The organism is Phaeospirillum tilakii, assembly GCF_042683125.1.
Lineage (GTDB): Bacteria > Pseudomonadota > Alphaproteobacteria > Rhodospirillales > Magnetospirillaceae > Phaeospirillum > Phaeospirillum tilakii.
In genome coordinates this window covers 142010-159052 of the sequence record NZ_JBHUIY010000001.1, presented here as the reverse complement: position 1 = coordinate 159052, position 17043 = coordinate 142010, and the positions used below count along the sequence as shown (strand labels likewise).

At 68.5% G+C, this 17043-nt stretch carries 12 protein-coding genes; 7 read left to right on the top strand and 5 right to left on the bottom strand.

Annotated elements, in window-relative coordinates:
* Window positions 1–12: 12 nt before the first annotated feature.
* The 3 genes from ACFSNB_RS00690 to ACFSNB_RS00680 all read right to left on the bottom strand — a co-directional run bounded on the left by ACFSNB_RS00690 (window position 13) and on the right by ACFSNB_RS00680 (window position 3266).
* Window positions 13–1185, bottom strand: coding sequence for a hypothetical protein (locus ACFSNB_RS00690; protein WP_377313518.1), 1173 nt, complete (start codon window positions 1183–1185; stop codon window positions 13–15).
* A gap of 612 nt (window positions 1186–1797) precedes the next feature.
* Window positions 1798–2628, bottom strand: coding sequence for a dienelactone hydrolase family protein (locus tag ACFSNB_RS00685; RefSeq protein ID WP_377313516.1), 831 nt, complete (start codon window positions 2626–2628; stop codon window positions 1798–1800).
* Window positions 2625–3266, bottom strand: coding sequence for a hypothetical protein (locus ACFSNB_RS00680; RefSeq protein WP_377313515.1), 642 nt, complete (start codon window positions 3264–3266; stop codon window positions 2625–2627). The genes ACFSNB_RS00685 and ACFSNB_RS00680 overlap by 4 nt, the downstream gene beginning before the upstream one ends.
* 220 nt (window positions 3267–3486) lie before the next feature.
* Between ACFSNB_RS00680 and serS the strand changes: the two genes are divergently transcribed.
* From serS to ACFSNB_RS00645, 7 genes are all read left to right on the top strand, one after another.
* The gene (gene serS, locus ACFSNB_RS00675) at window positions 3487–4755 is read left to right on the top strand and encodes a serine--tRNA ligase (protein WP_377313513.1); all 1269 of its coding nucleotides are present in this window, start codon (window positions 3487–3489) and stop codon (window positions 4753–4755) included.
* The gene (surE, locus tag ACFSNB_RS00670) at window positions 4755–5540 is read left to right on the top strand and encodes a 5'/3'-nucleotidase SurE (protein ID WP_377313511.1); all 786 of its coding nucleotides are present in this window, start codon (window positions 4755–4757) and stop codon (window positions 5538–5540) included. The genes serS and surE overlap by 1 nt, the downstream gene beginning before the upstream one ends.
* Complete coding sequence (locus ACFSNB_RS00665) at window positions 5537–6175, top strand: protein-L-isoaspartate(D-aspartate) O-methyltransferase (protein WP_377313509.1); 639 nt, start codon at window positions 5537–5539, stop codon at window positions 6173–6175. The genes surE and ACFSNB_RS00665 overlap by 4 nt, the downstream gene beginning before the upstream one ends.
* A 176-nt stretch (window positions 6176–6351) precedes the next feature.
* On the top strand, window positions 6352–7227 hold the full coding sequence (locus ACFSNB_RS00660) for a radical SAM protein (RefSeq protein WP_377313507.1): 876 nt from the start codon (window positions 6352–6354) through the stop codon (window positions 7225–7227).
* 133 nt (window positions 7228–7360) lie between these two features.
* Window positions 7361–8809: a methyl-accepting chemotaxis protein gene (locus ACFSNB_RS00655; RefSeq protein WP_377313505.1), complete on the top strand. Its 1449-nt coding sequence runs from the start codon at window positions 7361–7363 to the stop codon at window positions 8807–8809.
* Window positions 8810–8849: 40 nt separating this feature from the next.
* Window positions 8850–9554 (top strand): Crp/Fnr family transcriptional regulator, encoded by a 705-nt coding sequence (locus ACFSNB_RS00650; RefSeq protein ID WP_377313503.1) that lies wholly within the window; start codon window positions 8850–8852, stop codon window positions 9552–9554.
* A 32-nt stretch (window positions 9555–9586) separates the two neighbouring features.
* On the top strand, window positions 9587–12655 hold the full coding sequence (locus ACFSNB_RS00645; RefSeq protein WP_377313501.1) for a multidrug efflux RND transporter permease subunit: 3069 nt from the start codon (window positions 9587–9589) through the stop codon (window positions 12653–12655).
* Between the two features lie 200 nt (window positions 12656–12855).
* Here the strand turns inward: ACFSNB_RS00645 and ACFSNB_RS00640 are convergent, their stop codons facing one another.
* Window positions 12856–14721, bottom strand: a complete 1866-nt coding sequence (locus ACFSNB_RS00640) for a diguanylate cyclase (RefSeq protein WP_377313500.1) — start codon at window positions 14719–14721, stop codon at window positions 12856–12858.
* Window positions 14722–14737: 16 nt separating this feature from the next.
* Window positions 14738–17035 (bottom strand): ATP-binding protein, encoded by a 2298-nt coding sequence (locus ACFSNB_RS00635; protein WP_377313498.1) that lies wholly within the window; start codon window positions 17033–17035, stop codon window positions 14738–14740.
* Window positions 17036–17043: the final 8 nt, after the last annotated feature.

The window sequence follows — 17043 nt, the reverse complement described above, 5'->3', positions numbered from 1 at the left end:
ACGGCGCCCCCCCTACATCTCGTCGCCGGTACGGAAATAATGGTCCGCGAGACGACCCTGGACGTAGCGGATCCGCAGGCCACGGGCGACCAGGAAGGCGCGGGGGTCGTCGCAGCGGCACAGCACCACCTGGGTGCCCTCGCCCAGGCCGTGGATCCCCTCCACCAGAATCCTCAGGTCCGCTTCCGGCAGCGAAACCAGATCGCAGTTCCACGACAGCTTGACGAAATCGGGCCGCAGCCGCTTGAACGACAACACTTCGAAATCATGCCAGTCGACCCCGTCGATGGCGATCTTGAAGCCCCTGGCATCGGCCAGTTTCCGCAGATCACGCATCGCCCCCATGTTCTGCACCATGTCGGTCTTGTGGATCTCCGCCACGATCCGTCCGGCCATCCGGGTCGGCAACTGATCGTAAAAGTTTCGGAACTCCCGCCCCAGCACGGTGTTGAGGGACAGGTTCAGACTGAACCCCTTGTGACGATATTCCGTGATCTCCGAGCCGATTCCCCGCAGCGTGGCCACGTCGAAATCATCCCGCAAGGCATGGAACAGCCAGGGATTGCCCTGAAGATTGACGTCTGGCATGAAGCGGAGCTGGATCTGCTTGGTCGAAACTGAAAATTCCAGAAATTCAATCGAGGGAACCTTCTCCCCGACGAAATAGACCGGCTGATTGAAGATGCAACTGCGCATGTCCTTGGTGCGCAGCACCTCCGACAGCATCGGCAGATGCTCCGGCATCATGTTTTTTACCGGCTGATTGTCCTGCCCGCTCGCCTGCGCGGCGGCGATGATCGCGCGGATGGCAACCATCACCTTGTCATATTCCGTCCCGGCGTCGCAGATCTTGAAAAAGGCATACTCGCCATAGGGGTTGCGGGTGTTGAACCTCCCGTCCCCCAGAAACATCTTTTCCAACTGCGCGCAGACCTCCAGCACGTCGGAGATCGTGACATGGGAATAGGCAACAAAGATATCGCCGTTATTGGCGCGGAATAACCTGTAATACGGAGAATGCGCAAAACTTCTTTGCAACAATGCCGTGGCTTTTTCAACGACATTGACTTTCGGATCGGCACCTTTCTCGATCTGCGAGGCGCACAGATGAATGATGCGCTTCCCCAACGGGTCTTTCTTGATCTTCTGCATCTCGTGCAGCAGCGCCCGTTCCGATTCAGTCACTAACATATCCACCCCACACGCAACGGATCAGCCAAGCGGCCTCGCGTCTCATCGCCGGAGCCCGACAGCGTGGAAAGGATCTGTCGATCCCCCACTTGCGGACGCTCCTCCCCTGAACACAAAAAGCCCCAGACCCGGCCCGAAACAAAAGTCATAAGCATTCATCGCGCAATTTATGACCAACCAACGTCAATGATCGGCTTATGATTTGATAGGCCAAATGGTTTATAGTCACTTATGTGACTATCATAGATTCCATGTCGTCACATTGGAATCAAGAACTCCATCCACTGATGAATTAATTGTCACATTACTCGAAACGCCGCCACCGGCCCGGGGCCCTGCGGCAGATGAACAATCAATCACCACCCGCACCGGCCAAGGAATGCTTGCAACCTTGGGTCTATATTTTGAAAAATGGGCAGAAGACCCGAGCGTAAAGGAAAAGATGCCTGTCGGGAGCAACAGGCCCGATCCCCGCGTCAGGGCAGGTCGATGCTTGCCCTGGAGCAACCGCAGGGCGAAGTCGCGCGTGTTTTTCAGTTGGTGTTCCTGCGACAGGAAACCGTGTCTGACGGCCTCCTCCGGCGAAAACGAACGGCCGGAGTGGGATCAGCTTCCCGGCGTCGCCGGACCGCCATTGAGGACGAGGAATTTCGCCGTCGCGTCGATCCAGCCCCGGCTTCTGCCGTACCAATGCTCCGGGGCATCGTAGCGGTAGGTCCAACTGTTGGGCCGGCCGGAGGTATCGCACCACCGCCCCGGGCGACGGGACAGCGGGTCGCGGCGGCTGTTGATCGCCAGCACCGGCACCGCCGGATCGGCCTGAATCCGGGCCGGGCTGTCGAGGCCGCCGATGCAGTCCCAGCCGGTGACGATCAGTCCGGCCCATTGCCCCGGCCGGGCCGGATAGCGGGCCACCGCCGCGCCGCCCTCGCTGTGGCCGGCCAGGAACAGCCGGCGCCGGTCGGCCCAGGCCGCCTGCTTCAACCGGCTCCAGGCGTAATCGATCTCGGCGAGACGGAATTCGTATTTGCGCGGGAACAGGCCGAATTCGGGCGTGGCGCCGTCAAAGCGGCAATTGGCCTCGCGCCCCGGCTGGGCGAGGCTGTCGGGCAGGATGGTGACGTAACCCATCCGGGCATAGCGCGCCCCGTCCCAGCGGGCGGTGGCGTGCAGGCCGGCGCAGCCATGCAGATAGACCAGCACCGGCTGCCCCCTGAGCCCGGCCAACTCCTCCTGCACCGCCGGATCCTCCATCCGGCCGCGCAGCCCCGAGGGCAGGAACACCCGCGCCTTGGCCCAGGCGATTTCGGGACGCGGCTCGGGCTCGGCGGGACCGCTTTCGACACAGCCGGCCAGGGCAACCAGACACAGCACGGAGAAGGGGCGCAGCGGCCTGATCCGCCCAGAATCGCCAGGCGAGCTGCGGAACCGCCTCACTTCTTCTCCTTCTTGTCCATGAATTTATGGAAATCCTCCCAGGAGGCGAACCCCTTGGCGCTTTTATCCATCTCGTTTTCCAGTTCGACCTCGGCCAAGGTCCTGGCGCCGCCACCGAAGAACACCACCCATTCGATCAGTTTCGCCTCCATCTCGGCGAAACTGTTGGCGCCCTCGCACTGGTTCTGGAGATGACCCAGCGCAGCATAGGCCGCCAACAGGCCGTTGACCTCGATTTGCTTGGCGAAATGGGGGCGGGTGTCCTTCAGATGACCGATGGACAAGCCATTGACGTAATTCGGATATTCATGGACATGGATCGGATGGGCCGAGGAGGGAATGAACTCGCTGGGGTCATTCTTGAACTTCTTGGCCTTTTTCGACATCAGCACCACGCCGGCCACCGGCCCAGAACGGATCGGCGCCACCGGCGGGGGCGCGTGGCGCACCGGCGCGGGCGACATGGCCACCGGAGGCCGAATTCCCGGCATCGCCTTCCGTTGCGCCACCGGCGGGGCCGCAGGGCGCACGGGGCCGGCGGCGGGATGGGAGGGGGCGGGAGGCCCGACCGGCCGGTTGCGGTCATTCGCTGCCATGACGCCGGTTCCTCCTCTTGACGACGGTTCCGCCTCAAGCATAGTCGAATCGCGCCTTATTACGAAGATCGATCCCCTCCCCCCTCCCGTCACGCTTGCCGTCCCGCCGGCCGTCTCCCGAGCGGCATGCGCCCAAGCCGACCGGCGGCGGCCGCGCCCGACAAAGTCGGGGAGGTCCTGGACCCTCAGGTTCCTGGTCTTCCCTAATCCGCCGCGCGGGCTTATAAGCAGCCCCCGGACCTTATGTTCAGGAATCCCCCCGATGCATGACCTGAAGACGATTCGCGACAACCCGGCGGCCTTCGATGCCGGCCTCGCCCGCCGGGGCATCGCGCCCCAGGCCGAGGCGCTGCTGGCGCTCGACGCCCGGCGCCGCGCCGCCCAGACCGCGTTTCAGGAAATGCAGGCCCGCCGCAACGATGCCTCGAAGCAGATCGGCGCCCTGAAGCGCAGCGGCGGCGACGCCACCGCCCTGCTCGACGAGGTGGCGGTGCTGAAGGAGAAGATCCCGGCACTGGAGGAGGAAGACCGCGCGCTGGGCGCCGAGATCGAGGCGCTGCTGGTGTCGCTGCCGAATCTGCCGGCCGACGACGTGCCGGACGGCCCGGACGAGAGCGCCAACGTCGAGATCCGCCGCTGGGGCACCCCGCGCGCCTTCGACTTCACCCCGCTTGATCACGACGCGCTGGGCGAGAAGCTGGGCGGGATGGATTTCGATGCCGGCGCCCGGCTGTCGGGCGCCCGCTTCGTGGTGCTGAAGGGGGCTTTGGCCCGGCTGCAACGGGCGATCGGCCAGTTCATGATCGACCTTCAGACCAATGAACACGGCTACACCGAGATCGACCCGCCGCTGCTGGTCAAGGACGGCGCCGCCTTCGGCACCGGCCAGCTGCCGAAATTCACCGAGGATCTGTTCCGCGCCAACACCGGCCACTGGCTGATCCCCACCGCCGAGGTGCCGCTGACCAATCTGGTGGCCGACAGCATCCTCGAAGAAGCCGCGCTGCCGCTGCGGATGACCGCGCTGACCCCCTGCTTCCGCTCCGAGGCCGGCTCGGCCGGCAAGGACACGCGGGGGATGATCCGCCAGCACCAGTTCCACAAGGTCGAGATGGTCTCGATCGCCCATCCCGACCATTCCGAGGAAGAGCATCAGCGGATGACCCGTTGCGCCGAGACGGTGTTGCAGCGTCTCGAACTGCCCTACCGGGTGATGGCGCTGTGTGCCGGCGACATGGGCTTCTCGGCGCGCAAGACCTATGACCTTGAAGTCTGGCTGCCGGGCCAGCAGCGTTATCGCGAGATTTCCTCCTGCTCGAACTGCGGCGACTTCCAGGCGCGGCGGATGAAGGCGCGCTTCCGCCCCGAGGGCGAGAAGGGCACCCGGGCAGTGCACACCCTCAACGGCTCGGGCCTCGCCGTCGGCCGCACCCTGATCGCGGTGATGGAGAACCACCAGACCGCCGACGGCGGCATCCAGATCCCCGAGGCGCTCAGGCCCTATCTCGGCGGGCTGGAGCGGATCGGCTGATGTTCGCTCCGGTCGCCGACCCGTCCCGCCTGCGCATCCTGCTCAGCAACGATGACGGCATCGACGCCCCCGGGCTGGCGGTGCTGGAGCGGATCGCCCTGACCCTGTCGGACGATGTCTGGGTGGTGGCGCCCGAGCATGAGCAGAGCGCAGCCAGCCATTCGCTGACCATCCGCCGCCCGCTCCGGATCCGCGAGGCGCGGCCGCGTCATTACGCGGTGGACGGCACCCCCACCGACGCGGTGCTGCTCGGGGTCAACCAGATCCTGGCCAACGACCGCAAGCCCGATCTGGTGCTGTCGGGGATCAACCGCGGCGCCAACCTGGGCGAGGACGTCACCTATTCCGGCACGGTGGCGGCGGCGATGGAGGCCACCATCCTCGGCATTCCGGCGATCGCGCTGTCGCAGTTCGTCACCCCGCCGGCGGCGCCGCAATGGGACACCGCCGAACGCTGGGCGCCCGAGGTGATCCGCAAGCTGCTGGCCACCGGCTGGCGGCGCAACGTGCTGATCAACGTCAATTTCCCCGACGTCGCCGCCGAAGCGGTCGGCGGAATCGAGGTCTGCCGCCAGGGCAAGCGCAAGATCGGCGATCAGGTGCTGGAGCGCCACGACCCGCGCGGCGAGCCCTATTACTGGATCGGTGCCCAGCGTGCCGAGGAGCGCGGCGTGCCCGGCACCGACCTGGAGGCGGTCTATCGCGGCGCGGTGGCGGTGACGCCGCTGTGCTTCGACCTGACCGAATGGGGCAGCCTGGAGGCGCTGGCCGCCGCCCTGCCATGAAGCCGGTCGAGCGGCGGATCCATCGCCTGCTCACCGAACTGCGGCGCCAGGGCGTCACCGATCCCCGGGTGCTGGCGGCGCTGGCCGAGGTGCCGCGCGATGATTTCGTCCCGGCGCCGTTCCGCGATCAGGCTTACGAGAACCTCGCCCTGCCGATCGGCTGCGGCCAGACCATCAGCCAGCCGCTGGTGGTCGGTCTGATGACCCAGGCGCTGGAAATCGGCCCCCGGATGAAGGTGCTGGAGATCGGCACCGGCTCGGGCTACCAGACCGCCCTGCTGTCGCTGCTGGCCCGCCGGGTCGAGTCGATCGAGCGCCACCGCCCGCTGCTGGCCGAGGCCGAGGCGCGGCTGCGCCGGCTGCACCGCCACAACGTCACCTGCCGCCATGGCGACGGCAGCCTGGGCTGGCCCCAGCACGCCCCGTTCGACCGGATCATCGTCACCGCTGCCGCGACCGAACTGCCGCCGGCCCTGCTGGCCCAGTTGCGCCCCGACGGGATCCTGGTGCTGCCGCTGGCGGTGCCCGGGCTGGCCGGCGAGCAATTGGTGCGGGTGACACTCGGCCCCGACGGCCCGGTGCTGGCCCCGTTCCTGCCGGTGCGCTTCGTCCCGCTGGTGGCCGGCCTGCCCTGATGGCATGCTGACGGGTGGCTCGTCGGGCTTTCGCCCGAACCCAACCGGGGCGATGCCCCGGACCCCCTTTATTTTTGAAAAAGAAGGGGGTTCGGGGGATACCCCCGAGCGGGTGCGGGCAGCCGCCCGCCTGGCGCCAGCCAGACCGTCCCTCGGGCAACGGAGACCTCCCGGCAATGATCGCCTATGACCTGCCGCTGTGGCGCCCGCCGTCGGAGGGCGACAATCTGATCGTCCAGGCGACGCTGGGCTGTCGCTACAACGCCTGCACCTTCTGCTCGATGTACAAGAGCAAGCGGTTCCAGGCCCGCTTGCTCGACGAGGTCTGCGCCGAGATCGACCGGATGGCCATGCTGTGGCCCGAGGCGCGGCGGGTGTTCCTGGCCGACGGCGATGCCTATTGCCTCGATACCGACCATTTGCTCGCCTTGTGCGGCCACCTCGCCGCCCGTTTCCCCGCATTGCAACGGATCTCGGCTTACGCCACCCCGTTCGACATCCTGGCCAAGGGGGCCGGGGACATCGCCCGGCTGAAGGCGGCCCGGCTCGGGCTGGTCTATCTCGGTATCGAGAGCGGCTGGGACGACCTGCTCCACCGCATCGCCAAGGGCTCGGCGGCGCAGATGGAAGCGGCGCTGACCCTGGCCCGCGCCAGCGGGCTCAAGGTGTCGGCGACGGTGATCCTTGGTCTCGCCGGGCAACGCGACTGGCAGGCCCACATCGACGCCACCGCCGAGCTGATCAACCGCGCCCCGCCGGTCTATCTCTCCACCCTGCAACTCGGGCTGGAGGCCAGCGTCGCCGACCGTTTCCGCGACCGGATCGGCCCCGGCTTCGTCTGGCAGGACGACGCGGCGATCCTGGCCGAGCAGCGCCGGCTGATCGAGCATCTGGCACCGCCCGCCCCGGTGATCTTCCGTTCCAACCACGCCAGCAACGCCCTGGCCCTGGCCGGCACCCTGCCGCGCGACCGCGACCGGCTGCTGGGCGAACTCGATTCCGCCCTGGCCGGCGGGCGGGGGCTGCGGCCGCGCTGGCTGCGCGGAATGTGATAAGCGCCACCGGGCCGTTCCACCGCCGGGAAGCGGCGCAATTCCGCCCTTCCGCCCGGCAGTCCCAGCTTGTAATGTGGCCCGACCGGCTCCGATTCCAGGGTCAGAATTTCCCGGCAGGCGTGATCCGTTGATGAGTGACGACTTCGAACTGTTCGACGACCCTCCTGCCACCGGCGCCCCGGCGTCTCCCCCCGCCCCGGCGGGACAGGATCTGTTCTTCGATGACGACGACGCCCCGGCCGGCGCCGCCGCGGCCCCGCTCGGCATCCGTGAGCGGGTGGCGCAGACCCTGGCCCTGTTCGCGGTCGGCGAGGAGGACGGCATCCTGCTGCGGCAGGCGACCGGCCCGGTGGTCGAGGCGATGGGGGCGTTGGTCGGCGAGGTGCTCGACTGGGTCGGCGCCACGCCCTCCTATGCCGACAAGCTGACCGGCGACGCCCGCGCCACCCTGGCCGGGGTGCTGGAAGAGCATTGGTGCCACCTCTATCGCGGCGAGTTCACCGCCGATTACAACGCCACCGCCCAGCAGCTCGGCTTCATGCTGGCCTACATGGATCTCGGCGCCAGCTGGTATCAGGCGATGGCGGCGGCGGCGGCCAGCCGGGCGCTGGAGAAGATCGGCCGGGCCAAGCGCGGCTCGGTGCCGCTGGCGGCGCTGATGCAGCGGGCGGTGATGCTCGACGTGTCGGTGGTGACCCATGATTATTTCGCCGCCGCCACCCAGAACCGCACCAAGACCATCCAGGACCTCGCCAGCAATTTCGAACGCTCGATCAAGCAGGTGGTCGAGGAGGTCGGCGCGATGGCCGGCTCGCTCAAGACCCATTCCGACGAGATGCTGAGCCGGCTGTCGCACATGGATTTCGAGACGGTCAACATGGCCGCCGCCGCCGAGGAGGCCGCCTACAGCGTCGACAACATCGCCGGCAACACCAACCAGCTGGCCGACTCGATCGACGGCATCCGCCACAATGTCGGCCGCACCGCCGAGGCGGCCGAGCGCGCCGCCGACACCGCCCGCGCCACCGATCAGGCGATGCAGCAATTGCTGAACGTCGCCGACCGCATCGGCCGGATCGGCCAGAGCATCGAGGGCATCGCCCGCCAGACCAAAATGCTGGCCCTGAACGCCACCATCGAGGCGGCCCGCGCCGGCGAGGCCGGCAAGGGCTTCGCCGTGGTGGCGGGCGAGATCAAGATCCTGTCCGAGCAGACCCGCAAGGCCACCCACGAGATCGCCAGCTCGGTCGCCGAGGCGGTCGAGGCCACCACCCAGGCGGTCGGCACCATCAACCGCACCGTCGAGCAGGTCGCCGGCATCAATCAGGTGGCGGGCGAGGTGCGCGCGGCGGTCGAGGCCCAGACCGCCGCCACCGCGATCATCGCCAGCCATGTCGGCGAGGCCGCCTCGGGCGCCAAGTCGGTCACCGCCTCGGTCAACAGCGCGATCGAGGCCCTCAGCGTTTCCAGTTCCGCCGCCGGCGAACTCAACCGCTCGGCCGACGCCCTGGCGGTCAAGGCGGCGGTGATGCGTACCGAGGTGGACCAGTATCTCGACCGCCTGCGGCGGATGGGATGAGCGCCCGCCCCGCCCCCCGTACCGGAGTACCCCTGTCCCGATGAACGATCAGCCCAACCGCCGCCGCGAGATGCTGGCCCGCACCCCGCTGTTTTCCGCCGTTCCGCCGGCCCTGCTCGACGAACTGGCGGCGCGGGCCCGGGTGATCCGGGTGGCGCCGCGCGAACAATTGTTCAGCAAGGGCGATCCCGGCGACCGGCTCTATCTGGTGGTGGCCGGGGTGATCCGGATCAGCACCCTGTCGCCCGAGGGCCGCGAGGTGACCTACGGCCTGATCAAACCCGGCGACCTGTTCGGCGAGATCGCCGTGCTCGACGGCGGGCCGCGTTCGGCCGACGCCACCGCGATGGAGGCGGGCGAGCTGCTGGCGCTCGAACGGCGCGACGTGATCGACTTCCTCCACCGCCACCCGGCCCAGGCGATCCACCTGCTGAAGGTGCTGTGCGAGCGGGTGCGCTGCGCCGACGCCCTGCTCGAGGACGTGGTGTTCCTGTCGCTGCCGGGGCGGCTGGCCAAGCATCTGCTGGCGCTGGCCGGCACCCTCGGGGTGCGGCGCAGCCCCGATGCGGCGCCGACGGTGCGGCTGTCGCAGCAGGAACTGGCCGACCATATCGGCATCAGCCGCGAAAGCGTCAACAAGGTGCTGTCGAAGTGGGAACAGGTCGGGATGGTCACCCTCGGACGGGGCCAGATCACCTTGAACCGCCTTGCCGATCTTGAGGATCTCGCCCAACCGGGTGACTGAACCCGGGCCGGCGCCAGTGGAGATTTCCCGCCATGAGCGTCTCGGCCCCCTTCATCCTGCGCCCGGTCGCCACCACCCTGCTGATGGTGGCGCTGCTGCTGGCCGGTCTGGTCGCCTTTCCGCAATTGGCGGTGGCGCCGCTGCCCCAGGTCGATTTCCCCACCATCGTGGTCTCGACCACCCTGCCCGGGGCCGACCCGCAGACGGTGGCCTCGTCGGTGACCCAGCCGCTGGAGCGCCAGTTCTCGCAGATCGCCGGGGTCAGCCAGCTGACCTCGACCAGCGTGCTGGGCTCGTCCTCGATCACCCTGCAATTCGACCTTGAACGCAGCATCGACGCCGCCGCCCAGGACGTCCAGGCGGCGATCAACGCCGCCGGCGGGCAATTGCCCAAGACCCTGCCCGGCCCGCCGACCTACCGCAAGGTCAACCCGGCCGACACCCCGATCCTGATCATCGCCGTCCGCTCCGACGGCCTGCCGCTGCCCCAGGTCGATGATTGCGCCGACACGGTGCTGGCCCAGCAGATCAGCCGGATTCCCGGGGTCGGGCAGGTGTCGATCGGCGGCGAGCAGAAGCCGGCGGTGCGGATCCAGATCGACCCGGCCCGGCTGGCCGCGCTCGGGCTCGACCTCGAGGACCTGCGCGGCACCATCGCCGAGGTCACCACCAACGCGCCGAAGGGCAGCCTCGACGGCGACCGCCGCGCCGTCACCCTCTACGCCAACGACCAGTTCACCTCGGCCCCGCCGTGGAACGACGCGGTGCTGGCCTACCGCAACGGCGCCCCGGTGCGGGTGCGCGACATCGGCCGCGCCGTCGATGGCCCGGAAAACGCCCGGATGGCCGCCTGGGTCGATGGCCGGCGGGCGATCTATCTGGTGATCTACAAGCAGCCCGGCGCCAACGTGATCGAGACGGTGGACCGGGTCCGCGCCGCCCTGCCCCAGTTGCAGACCGCGATCCCGCCCTCGGTCCAGGTCGAGGTGGTGATCGACCGCACCACCACCATCCGCGCCTCGGTCGCCGACGTCGAGTTCACCCTGGCCCTGACCATCGGGCTGGTGGTGCTGGTGATCTTCCTGTTCCTGCGCAATCTGTGGGCGACGGTGATCCCCGGCATCGCGGTGCCGCTGTCGCTGGCCGGCACCGCCGCGCTGATGTATCTGGCCCATTTCAGCCTCGACAACCTGTCGCTGATGGCGCTGACCATCGCCGTCGGCTTCGTGGTCGATGACGCGATCGTGATGTTGGAAAACGTTTACCGCCACCTGGAGGAGGGCAAGAAGCCGCTCCAGGCCGCGCTCGACGGCGCGCGCGAGATCGGCTTCACCATCATCTCGATCAGCCTGTCGCTGGTGGCGGTGTTCATCCCGCTGCTGCTGATGTCGGGGGTGGTCGGCCGGCTGCTGCGCGAATTCGCCCTGACCGTGTCGATGGCGATCGCGGTGTCGGTGGTGGTGTCGCTGACCCTGACCCCGATGCTGTGCGCCCGGGTGCTGAAGGACGAGCACAAGGTCAGGCACGGCCGGCTCTACTGGGCGTTCGAGCGCGGCTTCGAGGCGATGCTGGCGCTCTACCGCCACGGCCTCGACCGGGTGCTGGCCCACCAGCGGCTGACCCTGGCCGGCTTCGCCGCCACCCTCGCCGTCACCGCCGCTTTGTTCGTGGCGATCCCCAAGGGGTTCTTTCCCCAGCAGGATACCGGGGTGGTGTTCGGCACCTCCGACGCCGCCCAGGACATCTCGTTCGCCGAGATGAGCCGGCGCACCCTGGCGCTGGGACAGGTGCTGTCGGCCGACCCGGCGATCGCCCACTGGACCGGCAGCATCGGCGCGGCGAGCGGCCAGACCCTCAACAACGGCCGGTTCTTCATGGCGCTGGCCCCGCGCGAGCAGCGCGACGCCACCGCCCAGGCGGTGGTGGACCGGCTGCGCCGCGCCACCGCCGGGGTGGTGGGGGCGACCCTGTACCTCCAGGTGCCGCAGGATCTCAATGTCGGCGGCCGGCTGTCGCGCACCCAGTACCAGTACACCCTCCAGGATGCCGACCTCGACGAATTGAACCGCTTCGCCCCGCTGATGCTGGAGCGGATGCGCGCCTTGCCCGAATTGCAGGACGTCGCCTCCGACCAGCAGACCCGCGGCGGGGCGATGACCCTGACCATCGACCGCGATCAGGCCGCCCGGTTCGGCATCCGCCCGCAATTGATCGACGACACCCTCTACGACGCCTTCGGCCAGCGGCAGGTGACGCAGTATTTCACCCAGCTCAACAGCTACCATGTGGTGATGGAGGTGCTGCCCGAACTTCAGGGCAGCCCGGCCACCCTCGACCAGATCCGCCTGCATTCGCCCTCGACCGGCGGCGCGGTGCCGCTGTCGGCGCTGGTGCGGGCCGAGCCGGCCCCGGCCGGCCTGCTGGCGGTCAACCACCAGGGCCAGTTCCCGGCGGTGACGCTGTCGTTCAACCTGCGGCCGGGGGTGGCGCTGGGCGACGCGGTGGAGGCGATCAAGCGGGCCGAGGCCGCGCTCGACAAGCCCGCCGCCCTGACCGGCAGCTTCCAGGGCACCGCCCAGGTGTTCCAGCAATCGCTCGCCACCCAGCCCTGGCTGATCCTGGCCGCGCTGGTGTCGGTCTATCTGATCCTCGGCATCCTCTACGAGAGCTTCATCCACCCGCTGACGATTCTCTCGACCCTGCCCTCGGCCGGCGCCGGGGCGCTGGCCTTCCTGATGCTGGGCGGGCACGACATGACCCTGATCGCCCTGATCGGCATCCTGCTGCTGATCGGCATCGTCAAGAAGAACGGGATCATGATCGTCGATTTCGCCATCACCGCCCAGCGCGAGCGCGGCCTCCCCCCGCACGAGGCGATCCGCGAGGCCTCGCTCAAACGCTTCCGCCCGATCATGATGACCACCTGCGCCGCGCTGCTGGGCGGGCTGCCGCTGATGCTGGGAACCGGCACCGGCAGCGAACTGCGCCAGCCGCTCGGGGTGGCGATGGTCGGCGGGCTGCTGGTCAGCCAAGCGTTGACCCTGTTCACCACCCCGGTGATCTATCTGTGGTTCGAACGCCTGCGCCACCGCGCAAGATGACCTTGGGTCGGGCGGGGCTGCCAGTGGGCTCCGCCCACCCCCGCCAAGGGCCAGAGGCCCTTGGATCCCTTTGATGGTCGGGCATGGACCGGCCTTTCAGCTTGGGCTCAGGCGTTGGCGGCGCGAAGGACAAGGAACGGGTTCCAAGGGCCTTGCGGCCCTTGGCGGGTGCGGGCAGAGCCCGCGTAATGACGCCGGCCTCACCCCTCGTCGGCATGGACCGCGTTGCGGCCGGCATGCTTCGAGCGATAGAGGGCGGCATCGGCGCGGGCCAGGGTGGCGGCGACCGAGCCTTCCTGCGGCGCCCGGGTGGCGCAGCCAAAGCTGGCGGTGAAGGCGAGCGTGCCGCCGTCGGGCAGCGGCACCGCCAGGGTTTCGACCTGGGCCCGGATCCGTTCGGCGACAACGGCGGCCTCGGGCGCGGCGGTTTCCGGCAGGATCACCGCGAATTCCTCGCCGCCGAGCCGGCCGACCCGGTCGCAGGCGCGCAGGCAGGATTGCAGCGTGGTGGCAAAGGCCTGGATCACCCGATCGCCGACCTGATGGCCGTGGCTGTCGTTGATCCGCTTGAAATGGTCGATGTCGGCCATGATCACCGACAGCGGGCCGCCATAGCGGCGGGCGCGTTCGAATTCCTGGGTGGCGCCGTCGAGGAAATGGCGGCGGTTGGCGACCCCGGTGAGGTGGTCGGTGGTGGCGAACTGGCGCAGTTCGCGCTCCATCTCCTTGCGCTGGCTGATGTCGTACAGCCAGACCAGGGCGCAGGCGCGGCCGTCATGGTCGAGCCGGCAGGCCGACAGCAGGCTCCAGCAATCGCGGCCACCGTCATCGTCGCGGCGCAGGCGGATTTCCAGATCGCCGATCCAGCCGTCGGCGTCGGCCAGCGCGGCCCGCACCCGGTCGCGGTCGGCCGGGTCGGCGAACAGCCCGTCGAGGCCGAGCGGCGCCCCGTCCTCGCGGGCCCGGCCGAGCAGGGCATAGCAGCGGGCGTTGGCGAAGCTGGCGCCGCCGTCGTCGAGCTGGAAGATCGCCACCGCGATCGGGCTGGCCTCGAGGATGGTGCGCAGCCGGCTTTCGCGCTCGCGCAGGTCCTGGGTGCGTTCGATCACCCGCCGTTCGAGGATCTCGTTGTGGTGGACGATCCGCTCGATCATCTCGAGATTGTCGAAGCTGATCGAGATGTTGGTGCCGAACATCTCCAGCAGCGAGCGGTCCATCCCGTCGAGCGGATGGTCGGCCTCGACATAGATCACCACGTCGCGATAGTTGGGGGTGCGCAGGAACAGGATGGTGTGGGTGTCTTCCAGCACGGTGCGGCGCTGGTCGAAGGCGCCGCGAATCCGCTCGACCACCTGCGGATCGACCTCGGACGCGGCGGCGGCCACCAGCGGCTCGAACTTGCCCGAGGCGGCGATCACGGTGAAATCGCCGGTCGGGCGGGCCTCGCCCTGGGTGCAGAGGATGCCGCAGCCGGCGCTGCCGAGCAGCCCGCCCAACTGGGTCAGCACCCCGCTGGCGAACATCTGCATCGACCGGCTCTGCATCAGCGAGGCCGAGGCGTCGATGATCTTGCGCAGGCCGGCGCGGCCGGATTCCAGCGCGCTCAGATCCTGATAGCCGCGCAGGGCGGTGACCACGGTGGTGGTCAGCTTCTGCTGGGTCAGCTCGGTCTTGGCCTTGTAATCGTTGATGTCGTAGCGAAGGATCACCTCCTGCTCCGGCGCCTGCCCGGGCTGGCCGGTGCGCAGCACGATGCGGACCTTGCTGTTGCCCAGCTCGCCCCGGACATACTCGACGAAGCGCAGGCCGGCATCGTCGGTCTCCATCACCACGTCGAGCAGAATCAAGGCGAGATCGGGCAGGCGGCGGATCACCTCGCGCGCCTCGGCCCCGGAATAAGCGTGGTGAAAGGTGATGCCGCGCCCGAGGAAGGTCAGGCTGCGCAGCGCCAGTTCGGTGATGGTGTGGACCTCGGCATCGTCATCCACCACCAGCACGGTCCAGCCCTGGCGGGAAGCCGGGGCCGGCCGGTCGGCCTTCTTGTCCGCGAAAACCAGTTTGGCCATGACGATGTCCTGCCGTTCAGACGACGGCCGGCGCCGGGGCGGGCGCGGCGACGCGGGGGAAGAGGATCGAGAAGGTGGTGCCCGCCCCCTCCTCGCTGTCGACCGCGATGCTGCCCTTCAGCGTGCCGGTGACGATGTTGTAGACGATGTGCAGACCGAGGCCCGAGCCCCCCTGTCCGCGCCGGGTGGTGAAGAACGGATCGAAGATGCGGTCGAGATGGTCGGGCGGAATGCCCTTGCCGTCATCGGCGACCCGCAGCCGCACCGTGTCGGGATCGGGGCAATCGACGATCAGGCTGATCCGGCCCGGCCGGCCCGGCTCGAAGGCGTGGTTGAGCGCGTTCAGCACCAGATTGGTCAGCACCTGCGACAGGCCGCCGGGATAGCCGTCGATCTCGAGCCCGGGCGGGCATTCGACCGCCACCGTCACCTCGCCGCGCTTGCGCAGGGCGGGATGCAGGCTGGCCAGCACCTCGGCGATGTAGCTGGCGAGGTCGAAACTGCGGCGTTCGTCGCTGACCTGATCGACCGCCACCTGCTTGAAGCTGTGGATCAGCGAGGCGGCGCGCTCCATGTTCGACATCAGCAACTGGGCGCTACGCCCGGCGACGTCGAGATATTCCTCGAAATCGCCCTGGCTCATGTCCTCGGCCTGATAGAGCTTGCGGATCCGGTCGGTCTCGACCGCCAGGGTCGAGGCCCCGGTCAGGCCGATGCCGACCGGGGTGTTGATCTCGTGCGCCACCCCGGCCACCAGCCCGCCGAGCGAGGCCATCTTCTCGGCCTGGATCAGGCTGCGCTGGGCCTCGCGCAGATCCTGCAACGCCCGCTCCGCCCCGATCTTGGCGGTGCGCAATTCCTCCTCCATCCGGCGGCGCTCGTTGATCGGGGTGACGATCACCAGCACCGCCTCCTCGTTGAGGAAGGTCAACTGACGGGCCGACATCAGCGCCCAGAACGGCCGCCCGGACGGGTCGTGGCATTCGGCCTCGAACTCGTCGACCGCGCCGTCGCGGCCGAGCGCGGTGATCAGCCGCTCCAGCTCGGGCCGGGCCAGCCAGGGGATCGCCCCGTCGAGGCTGAGCAGGGCGCGGGCCGCTCCGTTGAGATGGATCGGGCTCAGATCCTCCAGCCGCAGCACCACCAGCGGGCTCGAGATCGCCGCGATCAGTTCGCGCTGGGCCTCGGCGGCGCGGGCCTGGGCGGCCATCTCCTGGCGGCGGGCGCCCTCGGCCTGCAACCGCTCCAGCATGGTGTTGAACGCCACCACCAGCCGGCCGATCTCGTCGCCGCTGTTCCAGCGGGCGCGCAGGGTGTAGTCGTTGCTGATCCGCACCTGATCGGCGACATGGGCCAGCGCGGCGATCGGGGTGACGATGCGGCGGGCCACCAGCAGCACCAGGGTCAGGATCACCGTCAGCAGCAGCCCGGCCAGGCCGAAATGATGGTACATCCGGCTGAAGAAGCCGTCGATGCGACGGTCGATCAGCCGGTCGAGCTGGCGGGAGGATTCGCCCCAGCACGCCCCGGCGTCGGCGATGGCGTCCTCGACCGCGGCGATGATGCGGCCGCGCTCGCCGCCCGACAGCCCGTCGGCGATCACCTCGGGGGCCAGCGCGGCCTCGAGCCGGCGCAGCGCCTGGAACAGCGGCACGTAGCGGCCGCTGAGGGCGCGGTCGAGCGACCCGTCGCCATTGCCCCGGATCCCGGCGGCAAGATCGTCCTCCAACCCCTTGGCCACGGCCGACAATTGCCCGCGCAGCATCGCCAGCGCGGCGCGGTCGCCCGGTTCGTCGGTGACCCGGTTGATCGCGTCGTGGCGCAGCCGGGCCAGGGTGTCGATCAGCTCGGGGAAGCGGATCACCACCAGCGACATGGTGTAATAGCTGTCGAGATCGGGATCGAGGATCAGGTTCGACATGTCGCCGATCCGGGCGATCACCTGACGCAGCGCGCCGATCGCCGGGCCGGCATCGCCATCGGGGGTCACCCCCCGGCCGGCGGCGATCGCCGCCTCGACCAGGGGCGCGGTCTCCATTCCCGCCCCCAGCCGGGCCTCGGCCTGATTGAGGGCGTCGAGCCGCTGCGGCAGCGCCGCCGCCAGATCGGCCGGCCGGCCGCTTTCCCGCGCCACCACCGTCAGCAGCGCGTCGCGCGCCGCCGCGATGTATTCGATACCGACCAGCTCGCGCCGGGCAAAATTGATCGAGAGATACTTTTCCTCGGCCAGACTGAACCCGAGAAAGATCACCGCGATCATATCGAGCGCATAGATCAGAAGGAGTTTGTAGGCAACCTTCAGGCGAGACAACATCAAAGGCG

Excerpts from the sequence above, each read along its gene's own strand:
- ACFSNB_RS00680 (WP_377313515.1), bottom strand. The coding sequence starts at position 3,266 with ATGCTTGAGGCGGAACCGTCGTCAAGAGGAGGAACCGGCGTCATGGCA.
- serS (WP_377313513.1), top strand. The coding sequence starts at position 3,487 with ATGCATGACCTGAAGACGATTCGCGACAACCCGGCGGCCTTCGATGCC.
- surE (WP_377313511.1), top strand. The coding sequence starts at position 4,755 with ATGTTCGCTCCGGTCGCCGACCCGTCCCGCCTGCGCATCCTGCTCAGC.
- ACFSNB_RS00665 (WP_377313509.1), top strand. The coding sequence starts at position 5,537 with ATGAAGCCGGTCGAGCGGCGGATCCATCGCCTGCTCACCGAACTGCGG.
- ACFSNB_RS00660 (WP_377313507.1), top strand. The coding sequence starts at position 6,352 with ATGATCGCCTATGACCTGCCGCTGTGGCGCCCGCCGTCGGAGGGCGAC.
- ACFSNB_RS00655 (WP_377313505.1), top strand. The coding sequence starts at position 7,361 with ATGAGTGACGACTTCGAACTGTTCGACGACCCTCCTGCCACCGGCGCC.
- ACFSNB_RS00650 (WP_377313503.1), top strand. The coding sequence starts at position 8,850 with ATGAACGATCAGCCCAACCGCCGCCGCGAGATGCTGGCCCGCACCCCG.
- ACFSNB_RS00645 (WP_377313501.1), top strand. The coding sequence starts at position 9,587 with ATGAGCGTCTCGGCCCCCTTCATCCTGCGCCCGGTCGCCACCACCCTG.
- ACFSNB_RS00640 (WP_377313500.1), bottom strand. The coding sequence starts at position 14,721 with ATGGCCAAACTGGTTTTCGCGGACAAGAAGGCCGACCGGCCGGCCCCG.
- ACFSNB_RS00635 (WP_377313498.1), bottom strand. The coding sequence starts at position 17,035 with ATGTTGTCTCGCCTGAAGGTTGCCTACAAACTCCTTCTGATCTATGCG.